The organism is Gillisia sp. CAL575 (genome assembly GCF_000403785.1).
In the GTDB taxonomy this organism is placed as follows: Bacteria; Bacteroidota; Bacteroidia; order Flavobacteriales; family Flavobacteriaceae; genus Gillisia.
Genome location: NZ_APHJ01000021.1, coordinates 363,638 through 381,568, shown reverse-complemented (window position 1 = coordinate 381,568; position 17,931 = coordinate 363,638). Strand labels below are relative to the sequence as shown.

Below are 17,931 nucleotides of genomic sequence, written 5' to 3'. Positions count from 1 at the left end.
CCTACATGAAAAAAAATAATAAGAATCCTTTCAATTCAAAGGATAATAAATTTAAGCAAAGTAAATATGCTCCCGGGAAAGCTGCTTTTAGTGCAGATGGCGATGTTAGAGCAAAAAAACACTTAGGGCAACACTTTCTAACTGATGAGGGAATTGCAGAAAAAATAGCTGATTCCTTAGGATATGAGGGTTATAAGAATGTTCTGGAAATAGGTCCGGGAATGGGTGTCCTCACCAAGTATTTGCTTAAAAAAGACATAGATCTTCACGTTATAGAAATAGATAGGGATAGTGTGGCTTATTTGGGCGAAAATTATCCGCAATTGGAAGGAAAGATCCTCGAAAAGGACTTTTTAAAGACAGACATCAGCGAGATTTTTGAGAAAGAACCTTATGCGATCATCGGTAATTTTCCTTATAATATTTCCACTCAGATCGTTTTTAAAACTTTGGAAAATAGAGAACTTATCCCAGAGTTTGCGGGAATGTTCCAAAAAGAAGTTGCTCTGCGTATTGCTGCACCACATGGTAACAAAACCTACGGAATTCTTTCTGTTTTAGCTCAAGCGTTTTTTGAGGTAGACTATTTGTTTACCGTACCACCAACAGTTTTTAATCCGCCGCCAAAGGTAGAAAGCGGAGTAATAAGATTAAAGCGAAAGGAAAATTTCACACTCTCGTGTGATGAAGCATTACTTTTTAGAGTGGTAAAAACAGCTTTTCAGCAACGAAGGAAAACCTTAAGGAATAGTCTAAAGACCTTCGATTTATCAGATAATTTAAGAGAAGATGCTATCTTTGGCCAACGCCCAGAGCAGCTAAGTGTACAAGAGTTTATAGAACTTACAGAAAAAATTCAGCAGGATGCAATTTGAATTAACAGAAGAATTAATTGAAAAGATAGAATACCTCATCGAACAAAAGAACGATGCGGAACTCCTGTTGCATTTAGAAGAAGTTCACCCTGCAGATATCGCCGAGATTCTTTCGGAAATAGATATTGAAGAGGCTACTTATATTGTAAAATTACTAGATAGCGAAAAAACTTCTGAAGCTTTAATGGAGCTTGAAGAAGGCGTTAGGGAACGCATTTTAGACAGTTTATCTCCTAAAGAAATTGCAGAGGAGCTGGAAGAAATGGATACCGATGATGCCGCGGATATTATTTCTGAACTTTCCGAAGAACGCCAACAAAAGGTAATTGCACAGATCTTAGACGAGGAGCATGCAGATAACATTGTGGAATTACTTCGTTATGATGAAGATTCTGCCGGTGGTCTTATGGCAAAAGAATTGGTGAAAGTAAACGAAAACTGGAATGTTACTGGCTGCATGAGCGAAATGCGAAATCAGGCAGAGAATGTGACCAGAGTTCACTCTATTTATGTGGTGGACGATAAGAATAAATTAAAAGGGAGATTATCCCTAAAAGATCTGCTTACTGCTCCTAGCAAGGCACATATAAGTGATGTCTACATTCCGCAGGTAGATTATGTAAATGTGCATACGCCAGGAGAAGAAGTGGCCAGGATCATGCAGAAATACGATTTAGAAGCAATTCCTGTGGTAGATGAGATGGGAAGACTCGTTGGCAGAATTACCATTGATGATATTTTGGATTTTGTTAAGGATGAAGCAGAAAAGGATTACCAGATGGCAGCGGGTATTTCTGAAGATGTTGAAGCAGATGATAGTATCTGGTTGCTTACCAGAGCACGTCTTCCATGGCTTATTTTAGCTCTTTTTGGAGGGTTTATAAGTGTTTCTGTTCTTGGAACATTTGATGCCGCCATGAAAGAACATGCAGCACTTTTCTTTTTTGTTCCTCTAATTGCTGCAATGGCAGGGAATGTGGGGGTACAGTCATCAGCAATTGTTCTGCAAGGTCTGGCAAATAAAAGCCTGAAAGGTTCATTGCTTAAAAGGCTTTTAAAAGAGATCGTTTTAAGTCTTTTTAACGGGGTGGTTTTAGCAATTTTATTAATTGTGGGAGGCATCTTTTTGTTAGGCTTCGATCTTAATTTTGGATTAACAATTGGAATTTCGCTTATCTCAGTAATAGTTATTGCTTCCTTAATTGGAACATTTGTTCCTATTATTTTGGATAAACAAGGGATTGATCCAGCAATGGCAACCGGACCATTTATTACGACCAGTAATGATATTTGTGGAATTTTAATATATTTTAGTATTGCAAAACTCATTTTAGGTTTCTAACTTAGTAGAAGCAATTTTGAATCCCTCCAATCAGAACTTTTTCGTTTTTTAATTATCAGAGTACTTTTTTCTATGGAAAGCATCAATATCGAATCTAAGTTTGGAAAATTCAGTAAAAACTGGAATCCCCATCAAATAGCTGTTGTAGATGATATGCAGGTATTACTAGCCAAGCTCAAAGGCGAATTTATTTGGCATATGCATGAGGAGGAAGATGAGCTATTTCAAATTGTCAAAGGTACTTTATATATAGAGTTTAGGGATAAAACGTTAGAGATAAAAGAAGGTGAAATCATTGTGGTTCCAAAAGGAGTAGAGCATCGCCCTTTTACTAAAAACGATGAAGAAGTTCATGTAATGCTTTTCGAAAAACTATCTGTAAAACATACAGGTAATGTAGAAAGTGAGTTAACGGTAAATACATATCCTAAAATTTAGAAATTATGATTGTTCTACATGTAGACAGTAATAATCCTTTATTGATTAAAGAATTAAAAAAAGTAGGCTATCATAATATTGAAGCTTACCATCTTAGTAAAGAAGAAATTCTTGAAAATCAGCATCTTTTTGACGGTATTGTAATTAGAAGTAGATTTAAAATAGATAAAGCTTTTATAGATGCTGCCCCTAACCTAAAGTTTATTGCTAGAGTTGGTGCAGGCCTGGAAAGTATAGATGTAGAATACGCAAAGCAGAACGGAATTGAGCTTTTTGCCGCTCCAGAAGGAAATAGTAATGCTGTTGGAGAACATACCTTAGGAATGTTGTTGTCGCTTCTAAATAAATTGAACAAAGCAAATAGAGAAGTGCATCAGGGGTATTGGTATAGAGAAGATAACCGGGGAATAGAGCTAGATGGTAAAACAGTTGGAATTATAGGTTATGGGAATATGGGTAAAGCCTTTGCAAAAAAACTAAGAGGTTTTGATGTTAAGGTGCTGTGTTACGATATATTAAAAGGAGTAGGAGATGAAAATGCTAATCAGGTTAGTCTGGAAGAGCTTCAGGATAAAGCCGAAATTTTGAGCTTGCATACTCCATGGACAGCGGAAACAAATAAAATGGTAAACTCCAATTTTATAAATAGGTTTAAAAATCCCTTTTGGTTCATTAATACTGCTCGTGGTAAAAGTGTGGTAACAGCCGATCTGGTCTTAGGACTTATAGAAGGAAAAATTCTAGGTGCTGGTTTAGATGTATTGGAATATGAAAAAGATTCTTTTGAGCATTTATTTCAAGATCACCAAATTCCTGCAGACCTAAAAGAACTTATGTTTTTTGAAAATGTGTTGTTAAGTCCGCATGTAGCAGGATGGACAGAGGAGTCGCATAAAAAATTAGCTTCTACCATCGCCTATAAGATCATAGATAAATTTGGAGAAGCAGTTTATTAGAATAAGTAACAAATTGTTCTGAAAACAACCACCATGAAAAAACGAGTTACAGGTATAGGAGGTGTATTCTTTAAAACAAAAGATCCAAAAGCAGTAAAAGATTGGTATCGTGATCACTTAGGTTTCAATACAGATCAATGGGATCTACTTTTTGGTGGAAAAATAAGGACGACGTAGACTGTTCTACACAATGGAGTCCTTTCAAGGAAGACACAGATTATTTTGAACCTTCCAAAAAAGAATTCATGATGAATTTTAGAGTTGAGAATCTAGATGAGTTACTTGAAACCCTTAAATCTGAAGGGGTACAAGTAATAGATAAGAAGGAATCTGTGGAAGAAGGAAAATTTGGATGGATTGTGGATTTAGAAGGCAATAAAATTGAACTTTGGGAGCCTAATGATAAAGCTTTCTTATAAATGTTAAAAAAATCTTCAAATACAGTATCAGTGCTGTATTTGAAGATTTTTATTTTATCTGAACATTTTAATAACTGTCATTTCGAAGAGTAGTGAGGAATCTCTTCTTAGGCTAAATGTTTTTACTAGAGATCCTTCGACTAGCTCAGGATGACAGTCAGGAACATGTTACATTACCCCGAAGCTCGGGGGACGAAAGGTATAATTTTTATCTACTCAAATTTATAATAGCATTCTTTATAGACTCTTTTCCTTCTAAGGCTTCAAAAGTTTTATTTTTCACCAAAGGATCTGCAAGACTCATTACTAATAAAAAGGCAACATCATCTCTAGAGATTTCTCCACTCTGGTCTAATTTTTCAGCAAGCTTTACTTTTGCCAATCCAAGATCGTCATTTAATGCCCCAGGACGTACAATGGTATAAGCAAGTCCGCTGTTTTTTAAATGCTCATCTGCGGTTTGTTTAGCTTCCAGATATACTTTTAGGTCTTTATTAGATTCAGGTTTATCTGCTCCCATAGAACTTAACATCACGAATTTTTTAACCTTCGCTTTTATAGATGCATCTATCATTTTTATAGCTCCATTTTGATCTATGGCGATGGTTTTATCTTCACCTGTGTCTCCTCCAGAACCTGCAGCAAAGATTACCTTGTCCATACCTTGAACTGTTTGGTCTACATCCTTTTCAAGGTCTCCCATTACAGTTTCTACATCCATATCTTCAAACATTTGCCTTTGGTCATCTTTTCTGATCATCGCATATGGCTCGAACGTGCTAGAACTATTCAATATTTCTATAATTCTTTTTCCCGTCTGTCCTGTAGCTCCCACTACCAATACTCTTTCCATTTTATTTCTTTTTAAGAATTTTTAATATACTTATGAAATCGACCAATTCCCAATTTTAAAGATGGTATAACAGGAAATTAACAAGCTTCAGAAAGTATAGGTTTAGATATGTGTATGCTTTTGCTCCAATTCTTTTTGAAACTCTTCCATCACAGGTTTTACAGTGCTTTCAGGAAGATCTGCTATTTTGATGTACATAAGACCATCAATGGCATCATTAAATAATGGATCTACGTTAAAAGCCACCACACGCGCATTTTGCTTGATGTATTTTTTTATTAATACGGGAAGTCTTAAGCTTTCCGATTCTAGTTCATCAATTATTTTATCGAATTTATTAAGATCGGCTTCACTTTCATCAAAAACAATATCCTTATCGGCATCATTCAATTTTACCTTAAATTCTTTTTTTGGTCTTATATATTGTGCCACAAAAGGATCGTAATAATTAGATTTCATAAACTCTATCATCAGCGATTTAGAGAAATTTGAGAATTTATTACTAATGCTTACTCCGCCAATCAGATATTTATGTTCTGGGAAACGCAAGGTGCAATGCACGATTCCTTTCCATAATAAAAACAAAGGCATTGGCCGTAATTGATATTCCTTTATAATAAAAGCCCTTCCCATTTCTATGGACTGGCTCATCATGTCGTAGAGTTCTGGTTCAAATCTAAAAAGATCCTGAAGATAAAAGCCATTTATTCCGTAAGCCTTAAATATTTCAGTTCCCATTCCCATTCTATATGCCCCGGCTATTTTTTTAGTGTCCTTATCCCATAGAAATAGATGATAGTAGTAATCATCAAAAGGATCCAGATCTATAGACTTGTTGCTTCCTTCTCCAACCTCTCTAAAAGTGATTTCTCTTAACCTTCCAATTTCATTAAGAATATTTGGAATCACTTCTTTTTTGGCTAAAAAGACTTCGTAATTTTTACTCTCCAAAAGACGCTTATCTAATCTTCTGCAAGTTTCTATTTCCTCTTCCATTAAAGGTAGATTCGCTTGCAAGGCAATCTTTTTTGGGCTTCTTGGTAACTTTAGACTTTTAGGGATGTTATCAAAGAGGCTTTTCTTTTCAAAAGAATTAGCCAGCATAAAAGTTTTTCTACGTAAAAATGCTGTAAAAGCTTCTAAATTTGGGTTTGCCGTTTGGTCTTCTACAGAGATAGGATTACCAATACGCACCACGATCTTCCTTTTCTTTTGAGATAACATTTCGCTAGGTAATTTAGCGGTTCTTAGAATATCGCTCATACTAGCTAAGCGGTAAAAAAAGGTGCTATTTTTAGCATGAAAATAAATAGGAACAACAGGTACTTTTGCTTTCTGAATTAGCTTCATAGCTGAAGGTTCCCAAGGTTTATCTACAATATGCTTTTCATCTTTATAAGTAGAAACTTCTCCTGCGGGAAAGATCCCTAAGGCACCGCCACTCTTTAAGTGAGCAATAGATTGCTTGATTCCACCTAAACTAGATTTCGCATCCTTATGATCTTCAAAAGGATTAACAGGCATGATATAGGGTTTTAAAGGGTCTAAACGATGCAGAAGAAAATTGGCGATCACTTTAAAATCACTGCGTTTTTCTAATAAGATCTTCAAAAGGATCATTCCGTCTATACCGCCCAACGGATGATTTGCTATGGTGATAAAAGCACCTGTTTTAGGAATTCGTTTTAAATCTTTTTCCGGAATTTCAAAATCGATCTCAAATCCTTCCAGAACAGAATTTATGAATTCTATCCCGTTTAGATTTTTTCTAGAATCGTATTCTTTATTTAGGGTGGAAAGTTTTGTGCTGCGTAATACGATCCATCCAATTGCAGTTCCAATAGGACCTAATTTTTGGAGGTTCATAAGTTTGGCAACTTCCTGCGCGGTAACAATTCCCATTAAGCGTGATTTAGGTTGTTAACAAAGATAGCGAATTGAACTATCGCCTATGTTTAAGCCTTTGTTACTATTTGAACGGTGTTTTGCATAACTTGTTTTAAGAGCACCTCTTTATCTTTTTCTAAAGATTTTATGTCTCCATCATCAAAATGCCTGATGGTGTAAAGAGAAACACCTGTTGTATAACTCACTTTATATCTCGCTTTTAAATGCTGAATAAGTTTCTCCAGATTGTTGAATTTATTATCTACACATACCGCAAAGCTTATAGCAGAATTCTGAATAAGGTCTACCTTGATCTGATATAAATGAAAAAGCCTGAAGACCTCGCTTATATTCTCTTCTACCATAAAGGAGAAATCTAAAGAAGATAATGAAATTAGCACTTGATCTTTTTTAACTATAAAACAAGGAATAGCTGGAACTAGCGCTTGCCCCTTACTAACTGCCGTCCCATTTCCTGAAGGATCTATAAATGATTTAACGAATAGCGGAATTTCCTTTCTCTGTAATGGCTGAAGTGTTTTTGGGTGTATTACAGAAGCTCCATAAAATGCTAGCTCTATAGCTTCTTCATAAGAGATCTGCTGTAATAATTGAGGGTTTTCAAAAACTCGGGGATCTGCATTAAGTACTCCGGCAACATCTTTCCAGATCACCACTTTTTCAGCATTCAAACAATAAGCAAAAATGGCTGCGGAATAGTCACTTCCTTCTCTTCCTAAAGTGGTTGTGAAATTATTAGTGTCTCCCGCGATAAATCCTTGGGTGAGATAGAGCTGATCTTTTTTAATGCTTTTGGAAATTTTATTTTGAGTATTTTCCCAATTTACTGAAGCATCTCGATAAATATTATCGGTTTTTATAAGGGTGCGCGCGTCCACCCAAGTATGGGTGATTCCTTCTTGAGTAAAATATTCGCTAACGATTGTAGAAGAAATTAATTCTCCAAAACAAACCAATTGATCATAGACAAAATCGTACTTGTTTGATTTATTATGAACCATGAAATTCTGGATCTCTTCAAATAGCACTTCTAATTTTTTGTAAATAGGAGCATGGTTTGTATGGAATAAACCAGCAATAATTTCAAGGTGATAAGATCTAATCTCAGAAAGGCTTTCGGGGATTTCTTTAGGATTGCTTAAGTATTCTTTAATTACTAATTCAAATGCATTAGTGATTTTTCCCATTGCAGAAATTACAATCACCTTATCTTTAGCTCCAGTTAATTTCAGGACCTTTAAAACGTTCTGGACAGAAGCCGCATCTTTAATTGAAGCACCACCAAACTTGAATATATCCATTCTTATTTTTCAATATTTTTCAGAATACCAGTTTCGTCCATGTGCACAGTATACCAGTTTTTCTTAATGTCTGCTCCAGAATTTTCGTAAAACTCGATGGCGTTTTTATTGCCTTCAGAAACCACCCATTCTACACGTTTTACTCCATGATCATGTCCGTATTGCACAACTCTTTTGTACAAAGCTCCACCAAGACCAGTTCCACGCATTTCTTTTCTTACAATAAGATCTTCTAAATGCACGGTACGGCCTTTCCAAGTAGAAAACCTGAAATATACCAAAGCCATTCCTTGAAGTTTTCCACTAACATCTGCTACAAAGCATTTAAAGTTTCCATTTTCAAAACCTTCTTTCTCCAAATCTGCAACTTCAATTTCTACCTGATTAGATGCATTTTCGTGAGCTGCAAGTTCTTTTATAAGTTCAAGGACTTGTGGCATGTCATTTTTTTGCGCTTCTCTAATTGTGTATTCCATAATGGTTGCTTTTTCACAAATTTAGCAAACCATTCTTATATATGGTAGAAATGTTAAAGTAGAATATTCCAATATTTATCTTTCTAGATAAGATCTCATGGCATTTTTATCCATTTGTACTGTATCCCAATCCCTTAAAACATTAGCGCCACTGCGTTCATAAAATTCTACAGCAGGAGTGTTCCAATCTAGAACCACCCATTCTGCTCGCTTTACGCCTTGGTCTAAAGCATAAGCGATCACCTCCTTGTATAAGGCACTTCCAATACCAGTACCACGCATTTCCTGGCGCACTACAAGATCTTCTAAATGAACAGTTTTGCCTTTCCAGGTGGAGAATCTAAAATAGACCAAAGCCATTCCTTCAATTTTATTATCTGCTTCAGCAACAAAACAAGTGTAGAAAGCATCAGCGCCAAAACCTGCTTTTTCAAGGTCTTTTACATCTATTTCTACTGCGTCGGGTTCTTTCTCGAAAGTTGCCAGTTCCTGAATTAATTCTAGAATTTGTGGAAGATCTTTCTTTTCAGCTTTTCGGATTGTAAATTTCATAGTCATGTTAATTATTTCAAAAATAAGGAACTTACATTTATTTAAATGGCGAAAACGTTATAGTACCTTATATATTTTGAATATTTTTGCCGCAACTTAATCATATCCCATTAAAATGTCCAAGAAAAATCAGACTTTAGGTGAATTCATAATAGAAAATCAAGAGGATTTTGCGTACTCCTCTGGAGAGCTGTCCAGATTGATAAATTCTATTAGACTTGCTGCCAAAGTAGTAAATCATGAAGTGAATAAAGCTGGGTTAGTAGATATTATTGGAGCATATGGCGAGACCAATATTCAAGGCGAAGATCAACAAAAAATGGATGTTTATGCAAATGAAACATTTATTAAAACCCTTACTAACAGGGAGATTGTTTGTGGGATCGCTTCTGAAGAAAATGATGACTTTATAACCATTGAAGGTCATAAAAAAGATCACCAAAACAAATATGTGGTACTTATGGATCCTTTGGATGGGAGTTCTAATATAGACGTAAATGTATCTGTAGGAACCATTTTTTCTATTTATAGAAGGGTGACTCCAGTTGGAACACCGGTTACAAAAGAGGATTTCTTACAAGCGGGGAACAAACAAGTGGCTGCCGGATATATCATTTATGGTACTTCAACAATGTTGGTGTACACCACCGGAAATGGAGTAAACGGATTTACTTTAAATCCTGCATTGGGTTCTTGGTATTTATCACATCCTCAAATGCAATTTCCTGAAACTGGAACTATCTACTCTATAAATGAAGGAAATTATATTCATTTTCCACAGGGTGTAAAAGACTATATTAAGTATTGCCAACAAGAAAAACCCGAAGGTCCTTATACTTCAAGATATATAGGTTCTATGGTTAGTGATATCCATAGAAATATGATAAAAGGAGGGATTTTTATCTACCCTAAAAGTTCCCAGAATTCTTCTGGAAAATTAAGGTTGTTATATGAATGTAATCCAATGGCGTTCATAGTAGAACAAGCTGGTGGAAAAGCCAGTGATGGGTTTGGAAGAATACTAGACTTGAAGCCAACTGAATTGCATCAGCGAGTTCCATTCTTTTGTGGAAGTACAAAAATGGTAGAAAAAGCCGAAGAATTTATGACAGCGAAAGACCGCTAGTCTATTCTTTATTTAATAAATATCGGTAATCATCAAAACTTAAACGTCCACCATAGATCTCTAAAGATCTTTTGATAATCGCTTTAGAGGATTCTTCAGAAAATCCAAGTCCAATTGCATATTTTTTGATAAGCTCTGCTTCTTCAGCATCTATGTCATGATCTGAAAATATGATCGTAAAAAGATCATGCAATCTTTCTAATCTTCTTTCTACAGTATTAGGCGGTTGAATTGGAAAGGAGGATGGGTTTTGCAATACTTTGCTATACTCAGATTCATCAATATCCAATTTTCTAGCAAATCTTTGAAGCTGAACTTCTTCCAACGCATTTATTTCACCATCTATTGCTGCTAGGTTAACGATAGCTGCAAAGTGACCTAAATTACGTAAATGCTCTCCCGAGTCAAACAAATCTACAAATGACATATATAATATAATTTATTGCTGCAAATATAGATAATCCGCTATTGATGTGAAATCAATTTATATCATAATTAACTGGTGATTGTACATTCGCTAATCTTTTCTTAATCCCTTTATAAGAAAAGGCAAAAGCATTAACTTTCTTTAGTTAATGAAAAGAATTATGATGAACGCACCTTTGTTGGTATTTAATGAAAAAGGCATTTATTGCGAGCAAGCCAAGGTGTATTTAGATCCTTGGAAGCCGGTAGATCATGCTATAATATCACATGGTCATGCAGATCATTCCAGATGGGGACATAAAAAGTATATTACTCATCATTCTAATGTGCCAATTATTAGGCACAGATTGGGAGAAATAGTGGTTACTGGCAAGGAATGGAATGAAACTTTTACTATAAACGGAGTTAAATTCTCACTTCACCCGGCGGGACATATTATTGGTTCTTCTCAAATTCGGGTTGAATATAAAGGAGAAGTTTGGGTATTTACAGGAGATTATAAAATGGAAGATGATGGGGTTGCAGTTCCTTATGAATCTGTTAAATGTCATTCTTTTATTACTGAATGCACCTTTGGATTGCCTGCTTTTAAATGGGTGCCTCAAGATCAGGTGATGGCAGATGTAAATAATTGGTGGCAGCAAAATAGAGAGGATGGAAGAACTTCTGTACTGTTTGGATATTCTTTAGGAAAAGCACAACGTTTGTTGAAGTATTTAGATCCTAGTATTGGAAAGATCTATACTCATGGTGCTATTGAAAATATGACAGAGGTTTTAAGGCCACAGTTAAGCATGCCCGAAACAATTAGAGTTACAAGGGATACTAAAAAAGATGATTTAAAGGGAAGTATAGTACTAGCGCCACCAAGTGCTCAAGGAACTCCGTGGATCAGGAAAATGGTGCCATTTGTCACAGCGTCGGCAAGTGGATGGATGACTTTTCGGGGTGCAAGAAGACGAAGAGCAATTGATAAAGGTTTTGTGCTTTCAGATCATTGTGATTGGCAAGGATTGTTGCAGGCAATAGAAGGCACAGGTTGTGAAAAAGTGATCTGTACACATGGTTATACCGAAATTTTTTCAAGATTCTTGAGAGAAAAAGGCTATGATGCCAGAACAGAAGAGACTCAATATGAAGGAGAAATAGGGGAATTAGAAGCGAAGAGTGAAGTTGAAAAAGATCCAGAATTGGTAGAAAAAACACCTGAAAACTTATGAAACTTTTTGCCGAATTAATAAGAACGCTGGATAGCACTAATAAGACTACCCTAAAAGTCGAGGCACTAACTCGATACTTTGAAGAAGCATCAGATAAAGATAAGGTTTGGGCAATAGCTATTTTATCTCATAGAAGACCGCCAAGACCTGTGAATACAACTTTACTAAGAGAATGGGCTACAGAACTCGCAAATATTCCTCTCTGGTTATTTGAAGAATCTTATCATATTGTTGGGGATCTGGCAGAAACTATTGCCTTGATTATTCCTGCATCGGATGCTTCATCAGATAAAAGTTTGAATCAGTTTCTTCAGGAGATCATCGAGTTAAAAAAATTACCTGAATCAGAGAAAAAGGAATATTTGCACAAAAATTGGATAGAACTCAATTACTATGAGCGTTTCGTATTTAGTAAATTAATTACGGGAAGTTTTAGAATAGGTGTAAGTCAGAAATTAATGACACGAGCGCTTTCTAAAGCAACTCACATTGATGAAGACATACTTGCTTATAAATTAATGGGGAATTGGGAACCTTCTAAAATTTCCTATACTCAGCTTATTTTAGAAGAAAATGAAGAAGATTATCTGTCAAAACCATATCCGTTCTATCTGGCTTATGCTTTAGAGAATGAAGCACAAGAATTGGGGGATGTAAGCGATTGGAGTGCTGAGCATAAATGGGACGGAATTCGGTCTCAGGTGATCATAAGGAATAACGAGCTTTTTGTTTGGAGTCGTGGAGAAGAATTGGTAACCGATAAGTACCCAGAATTCCAGTCCTTTATAAATACCGTTCCAAATGGTACGGTCATGGATGGCGAAATCTTGCCTTTCCCAAATGGTGAAATAGGTACTTTTAATGATTTGCAGACTAGAATTGGGAGAAAGACAGTTTCTAAAGCTTTGCCAGAAAAAACTCCAGTGATCTTAAAAGTTTACGATCTCTTGGAATGGAACGGAAAAGATATTCGGAATAGTTCATATAAAGAAAGACGAGAGTTGCTGAAAATCTTGGTTAAAGATGTAGGTACTTCTGAAATTCCTTTATACTTATCAAAAAACCTTGCTTTTAATACTTGGGAGGAAGTTGCTGAAGAACGTCAACGAGCCAGAGAGGAACGTTCTGAAGGCTTAATGCTGAAAAAGTTGGATTCGCCATATTTGGTAGGAAGAAAAAAAGGAGATTGGTGGAAGTGGAAGGTAGATCCTTTGACTGTTGATGCTGTGTTAACCTATGCAATGCGTGGTCACGGGCGACGTTCTAATTTATTTACAGATTATACATTTGGATTGTGGGATAAGGAAAAAAATGAATTAGTAACCTTTGCCAAAGCTTATTCTGGTCTTACCGATGCAGAATTTAGAAAGGTGGATGCTTGGATCAAGAGAAATACTCTAGAAAGATTTGGACCTGTAAGAAGTGTAACTCCGCATCATGTTTTTGAAATTGCTTTTGAAGGAATTGCAGAATCTAAGAGGCATAAAAGTGGAGTAGCTACAAGATTTCCGAGAATTTTAAGGTGGAGACAAGACAAGAAGGTAGAGGATGCAAATACGATAGAAGACCTCAAAGCACTTATTCCTAAATGATTTTTATTCAATTATAATTGTAGTAAGCTTTAGTTTTTTCTAACCCGACTTACTATTTCTTTTTCAAATTTCCTATCACTAATTAAAACTTCAAAAAATTCCTCAATATATTCTACAGTAGAAATATACTCTCCTCGATTTTCAAATAATAACTCACATTCTTTGATTGCTCCGAGAATAGCAGACCTGTTCTCTAAAAACTCCAATCTAACATCATCAAATATTTTTGGGTCTCTTTCAAATCCTCTATAAATTCTTTGTTTTACATTATCAATGGATAATTTCTCATTATTAATTTGAGATACTGTTGCATAGCTAGTGTTCACCAATCCACACATATCAAAATCATAAGGCACTGGGATAATTGTTTTTTCTAAAAATATTAATTTAATATTATGTTGGTAGGCGGTTGAATAATCTGTATTTCCAATCATGTATTGAAAAAATGAGTTTCTAACGCACTCCAATGGCACCTGATTTAAGGGATGTGCTTTTATATCCAAAACTTTACCACCTAGTCGTTTTGCTACATTTTTATCATCTTCAATAAGAATTGCAAATAATTCATGATCTTTTGTATTCTTTCCCCTTATTTCTTCGTAGCTAAGATGTACCAATTTAGATTTGAAATGAAAAGGGGACACAATTTCATACAACTTATAAGCTAAGTATTCTTTTAAAATATTATCATTGGATTCCTTTTGAAGTAAGCATGGTAGCACTAATTTCAAATTTTTGTGGCCTTCAAAAAGAGTGTTATTACCTTCTTTCTTTTTGATTTTTACTTTAATTGGAACGAAATAGCAGTTTTTCAGTCGAAAATTTCCTCGTTTACGTAATCTCACCTCCAAAGAATCCCAGTTTTGTTCCTCGTCTTTAAATTTTAGAAAGGTTGTGATAAATGTAGAATCGTTGGTTTCTTTTTTAATATCTTTATTAGAGTATTTAAGGGAAATGTGCATCACCTCATTATTAATAAATAGTGCAGATGGAACCTCTACAAGATCATTCTTAAATTCTTGCGCAATAGAAATGTTGATAAATAAAATTGTGGGGAGCAAAATACTGAGGATAGCAGATTTACTCATAATAGATGTATATTTATCTAAGATATTAAAAACCAAGCTATTAGAAAATATTTATCCATAATAAATTATAGAACATTTTTTACGTTATCACTTTCAGCAATAATGACGTATTTGTTCTTTAGGTTTAAGATCAACTTTAATGTGGACCTTACCTTGCTCAGTATTGCTATTATTTTTCCTTTAGTATTTACCATTCGTAGTTCTTTTAAACGAAGAGAAAAGGCTTTAGAGCATTTAAGTAAATTTGTAAGTTCCTTAAAAACAGTTCAATATTATATAAGTAGTAACGAGAAACTTCTTGAAGAAAGAAAGGCTGAAATTGATAAAATATTAAGTGAAATTAATCTAAAAACCATAGAGCATCTATCCAAAAAAAATGCTGATATCAAGGGCTTAGATGAAATCGTGCACCAAGTATATAATTTTATTTCAAATGAAGAAAACCTTATTCCGTATAAGCTTAGAGACAGAGTTTTTAAATTTATGAAGGATACGCATGAATCTATAGAGAATTTACATGCTATTCATATTCATAGAACTCCTATTAGTTTAATGGCTTATTGTGAGGTGTTTATTTATATTTTTCCTCTAATTTATGCACCAACGATTATTTACAACTTAGGGGTAAATGATGCAGATTGGATTGCCTATTTTATTGTCATTCTAACTCAGTTTGTACTAATTTCTTTATACAATATTCAAAATCAATTGGAATATCCTTTTGATAATATTGGGGTTGATGACATCAATCTTAATAATTTTAAAATAGAACGTTAAAACTACTTTCTGTTCCTAATTGATGATTTATCTTTAAGAGTGAAATCCTATATTTTTAATTATTAAACATTCAGCTTTTTTAAATTGAGCAGGGCAGAACTTATAAAACTTGCAGAGAATTGGTTTGCCGAGCAGAGCTGGAAATCATTCAAATTCCAAAGAGATACCTGGAAAAGTTATCTACAAAATAAAAATGGTCTTTTAAACGCTCCTACGGGAAGCGGAAAGACTTATGCTCTTTGGGTACCTATTGTTTTGGAATACATAAAGAATAATCCAGATTATAAAACCAAACACAAAAAAGGCTTAAAAGCGATTTGGATCACTCCTCTGCGGGCACTTTCAGTAGAAATAGAACAATCTGCAAGAAGATTTGCAGAGGAAATGGGAACATCCTTAACCGTGGGAATTAGATCTGGTGACACCTCCCAAAAAGAGCGAGCGGCACAAAAACGAACAATGCCAGATCTTCTAATTACTACTCCGGAAAGCTTACAGTTACTACTGTCTTCAAAAAATTATGCTAAGATGTTTAAAGATCTTAATGCGATTGTTATAGATGAGTGGCACGAAGTATTGGGGACAAAACGAGGAGTACAGGTAGAATTAGGATTATCCCGATTAAAAACGATTTCTAAAAAACTGAAGATCTGGGGAATTTCAGCAACTATAGGAAATCTTCAGGAGGCTCGTGAAGTATTATTGGGTCCGGAATCGGCTGCTTATCAAAACTCGGTAATGATCAAGGCAGATTTAAAAAAGAAAATAGATGTACGCTCTATTATTCCGAAGAAAATGGAGAAGTTTCCTTGGAGAGGACATTTAGGCTTACATTTAATTGCTGAGGTGGTTCCAATAATAAATAATTCCAAAACCACTTTGTTATTTACTAATACGCGATCACAATGCGAACTGTGGTTTCAGAAATTAATGGAGAAATACCCAGAATTTGCTGGGGATGTCGCAATGCACCACGGAAGCATCAATAAGGAAACCAGACTTTGGGTAGAGCAAGCCATTAGAAACGAATCTTTAAAAGCAGTAGTTTGTACTTCTAGTTTAGATCTTGGAGTTGATTTTGCACCTGTAGAAACTATCATTCAAATTGGTGGGCCAAAAGGGGTAGCAAGATTTATTCAACGAGCGGGAAGAAGCGGACACCAGCCCGGAAAACAAAGTGTGATCTACTTTTTACCCACGCATGCCATTGAGCTTATTGAAGCTTCGGCATTGCACAAAGCTGTGAATAAAACGGTCGTGGAAGATAGGATTCCCTATTTGTTAAGCTTCGATGTTTTGGTGCAATACCTTACAACCCTCGCTGTTTCAGATGGTTTTTTTCCTGCCGACATCTATCCAGAGATAAAATCTACTTTTTGTTTTCATGCAATTACTGAAGGTCAATGGGAATGGGTGCTGAATTTTATCACCAAGGGCAGTCAGAGTTTACAAGCTTACGATGAATATAAAAAGGTGGAAATTGAAGAAGATGGTTCATTTAAAGTGAACGATAAGGGAGTTGCCATGAGGCACCGTTTGCAAATTGGAACAATTGTAAGTGATGCCGTGCTCACTGTGAAATATATGAAAGGCGGTTTTATTGGAAGTATAGAAGAATGGTTTATTTCCAAGTTGAAGCCTGGCGATGTGTTTACATTTGCAGGAAGAAACTTAGAATTAGTGCATATAAAGAATATGCAAGTGATCGTGAGATCATCAAAAAGTAAAACTTCTCGGGTTCCTAGCTGGCAAGGAGGAAGAATGGCCTTTTCTGCACAGATGAGCGAATTGCTTAGAGAAGAGATGTACGAAGCAGCAGCTTCAATGGAAAAAGATGACAAAGGAAGAACGAAGAAAACTTCAGAAGAATTAAAAGCCTTAAAACCTATTTTTAAAAGGCAATTACGAGAATCTATCATCCCAAAAAGCAATGAATTTTTAATAGAAACTTTTAAAACACGAGAAGGCTATCACGCTATTTTTTATCCTTTTGAAGGTAGATTTGTTCATGAAGCTCTTGGAAGTTTACTGGCATATAGAATTAGCTTATTGCTGCCAATTAGTTTTACGCTTGCGTTTAACGACTATGGATTTGAATTGCTTTCCGATCAGGAAATAAATATGGAGCAGGTTTTAGATAATAATCTTTTTTCTTCGGAATTCTTGATGGACGATCTTTATAAGAGTTTAAACGCTACAGAAATGGCACGAAGAAAGTTTCGGGATGTTGCAGTTATTGCCGGTATGGTTTTTACGGGTTATCCCAATAAACTTATAAAAACAAAACACCTTCAGTCTAATTCCCAATTGCTTTTTAGTGTTTTTAGAGATTATGAGCCAGACAATCTTTTATTCCTTCAGGCTTTTCGAGAAACTTTTGAACATCAATTGGAGGAAGGTAGGTTACGGCAAGCTTTAGAACGAATCTCGCATCAGGAAATAGTTTGGAAAGCCTGTGAGAAAGCGACTCCCTTTTCATTTCCAATAATTACAGATAGACTTCGGGAGAAACTGACTTCAGAAAAAGTGGAAGACCGCATCCGCAAAATGCTGAAACAACTAGAAAAGTGATTAAATTTGCA

The 17,931-nt window shown here is 35.3% G+C and carries 16 protein-coding genes and 1 pseudogene; 10 read left to right on the top strand and 7 right to left on the bottom strand.

From position 1 onward, the window contains the following. Nucleotides 1-5 precede the first annotated feature (5 nt). From rsmA to I130_RS04465, 5 genes and pseudogenes are all read left to right on the top strand, one after another. Nucleotides 6-875, top strand: a complete 870-nt coding sequence (gene rsmA, locus I130_RS04485) for a 16S rRNA (adenine(1518)-N(6)/adenine(1519)-N(6))-dimethyltransferase RsmA (protein WP_034919888.1) — start codon at nt 6-8, stop codon at nt 873-875. Further along, nucleotides 865-2,217, top strand: coding sequence for a magnesium transporter (gene mgtE, locus I130_RS04480; RefSeq protein ID WP_034919886.1), 1,353 nt, complete (start codon nt 865-867; stop codon nt 2,215-2,217). The genes rsmA and mgtE overlap by 11 nt, the downstream gene beginning before the upstream one ends. 72 nt (nt 2,218-2,289) lie before the next feature. Further along, nucleotides 2,290-2,655, top strand: a complete 366-nt coding sequence (locus I130_RS04475; protein WP_034919884.1) for a cupin domain-containing protein — start codon at nt 2,290-2,292, stop codon at nt 2,653-2,655. Between the two features lie 5 nt (nt 2,656-2,660). After that, complete coding sequence (locus I130_RS04470) at nt 2,661-3,611, top strand: NAD(P)-dependent oxidoreductase (RefSeq protein ID WP_034919882.1); 951 nt, start codon at nt 2,661-2,663, stop codon at nt 3,609-3,611. Between the two features lie 33 nt (nt 3,612-3,644). Next, nucleotides 3,645-4,030 (top strand): annotated as a pseudogene (locus I130_RS04465) (VOC family protein). Nucleotides 4,031-4,238: 208 nt separating this feature from the next. Here the strand turns inward: I130_RS04465 and I130_RS04460 are convergent. The 5 genes from I130_RS04460 to I130_RS04440 all read right to left on the bottom strand — a co-directional run bounded on the left by I130_RS04460 (nt 4,239) and on the right by I130_RS04440 (nt 9,120). After that, nucleotides 4,239-4,883 (bottom strand): SDR family oxidoreductase, encoded by a 645-nt coding sequence (locus I130_RS04460; protein WP_034919879.1) that lies wholly within the window; start codon nt 4,881-4,883, stop codon nt 4,239-4,241. A gap of 102 nt (nt 4,884-4,985) precedes the next feature. Beyond that, nucleotides 4,986-6,785 carry a GNAT family N-acyltransferase gene (locus I130_RS04455; protein WP_034919877.1) on the bottom strand — a complete coding sequence of 600 codons (1,800 nt, stop codon included), beginning with the start codon at nt 6,783-6,785 and terminating at the stop codon, nt 4,986-4,988. A 53-nt stretch (nt 6,786-6,838) separates the two neighbouring features. Next, entirely contained in the window at nt 6,839-8,092 is a 1,254-nt protein-coding gene (locus I130_RS04450) for an aspartate kinase (RefSeq protein WP_034919875.1), read from the bottom strand. A 2-nt stretch (nt 8,093-8,094) separates the two neighbouring features. Beyond that, nucleotides 8,095-8,568, bottom strand: coding sequence for a GNAT family N-acetyltransferase (locus I130_RS04445; protein ID WP_034919872.1), 474 nt, complete (start codon nt 8,566-8,568; stop codon nt 8,095-8,097). Between the two features lie 75 nt (nt 8,569-8,643). Continuing rightward, nucleotides 8,644-9,120 (bottom strand): GNAT family N-acetyltransferase, encoded by a 477-nt coding sequence (locus I130_RS04440; RefSeq protein ID WP_034919871.1) that lies wholly within the window; start codon nt 9,118-9,120, stop codon nt 8,644-8,646. Nucleotides 9,121-9,235: 115 nt separating this feature from the next. On the opposite strand from I130_RS04440, the gene fbp reads away from it, so the two are divergent. Further along, on the top strand, nt 9,236-10,246 hold the full coding sequence (gene fbp / locus I130_RS04435; RefSeq protein ID WP_034919868.1) for a class 1 fructose-bisphosphatase: 1,011 nt from the start codon (nt 9,236-9,238) through the stop codon (nt 10,244-10,246). A gap of 1 nt (nt 10,247) precedes the next feature. Here the strand turns inward: fbp and I130_RS04430 are convergent, their stop codons facing one another. Beyond that, the gene (locus I130_RS04430) at nt 10,248-10,673 is read right to left on the bottom strand and encodes a TerB family tellurite resistance protein (RefSeq protein ID WP_034919867.1); all 426 of its coding nucleotides are present in this window, start codon (nt 10,671-10,673) and stop codon (nt 10,248-10,250) included. 163 nt (nt 10,674-10,836) lie between these two features. On the opposite strand from I130_RS04430, the gene I130_RS04425 reads away from it, so the two are divergent. Further along, a complete protein-coding gene (locus tag I130_RS04425; RefSeq protein ID WP_034920485.1) occupies nt 10,837-11,892 on the top strand; it encodes a ligase-associated DNA damage response exonuclease in 1,056 nt (351 codons plus the stop codon). Then, on the top strand, nt 11,889-13,484 hold the full coding sequence (locus I130_RS04420) for an ATP-dependent DNA ligase (RefSeq protein ID WP_034919865.1): 1,596 nt from the start codon (nt 11,889-11,891) through the stop codon (nt 13,482-13,484). Before I130_RS04425 ends, I130_RS04420 begins: the two co-directional genes overlap by 4 nt. 29 nt (nt 13,485-13,513) lie before the next feature. Here the strand turns inward: I130_RS04420 and I130_RS04415 are convergent, their stop codons facing one another. Further along, the gene (locus tag I130_RS04415) at nt 13,514-14,572 is read right to left on the bottom strand and encodes a hypothetical protein (RefSeq protein ID WP_232224021.1); all 1,059 of its coding nucleotides are present in this window, start codon (nt 14,570-14,572) and stop codon (nt 13,514-13,516) included. A 102-nt stretch (nt 14,573-14,674) separates the two neighbouring features. Here I130_RS04415 and I130_RS04410 point away from each other — a divergent pair, with 102 nt between their 5' ends. After that, the gene (locus tag I130_RS04410; RefSeq protein ID WP_034919861.1) at nt 14,675-15,349 is read left to right on the top strand and encodes a hypothetical protein; all 675 of its coding nucleotides are present in this window, start codon (nt 14,675-14,677) and stop codon (nt 15,347-15,349) included. 84 nt (nt 15,350-15,433) lie between these two features. Further along, a complete protein-coding gene (locus I130_RS04405; protein ID WP_034919859.1) occupies nt 15,434-17,920 on the top strand; it encodes a ligase-associated DNA damage response DEXH box helicase in 2,487 nt (828 codons plus the stop codon). The last annotated feature ends 11 nt before the right edge of the window (nt 17,921-17,931 follow it).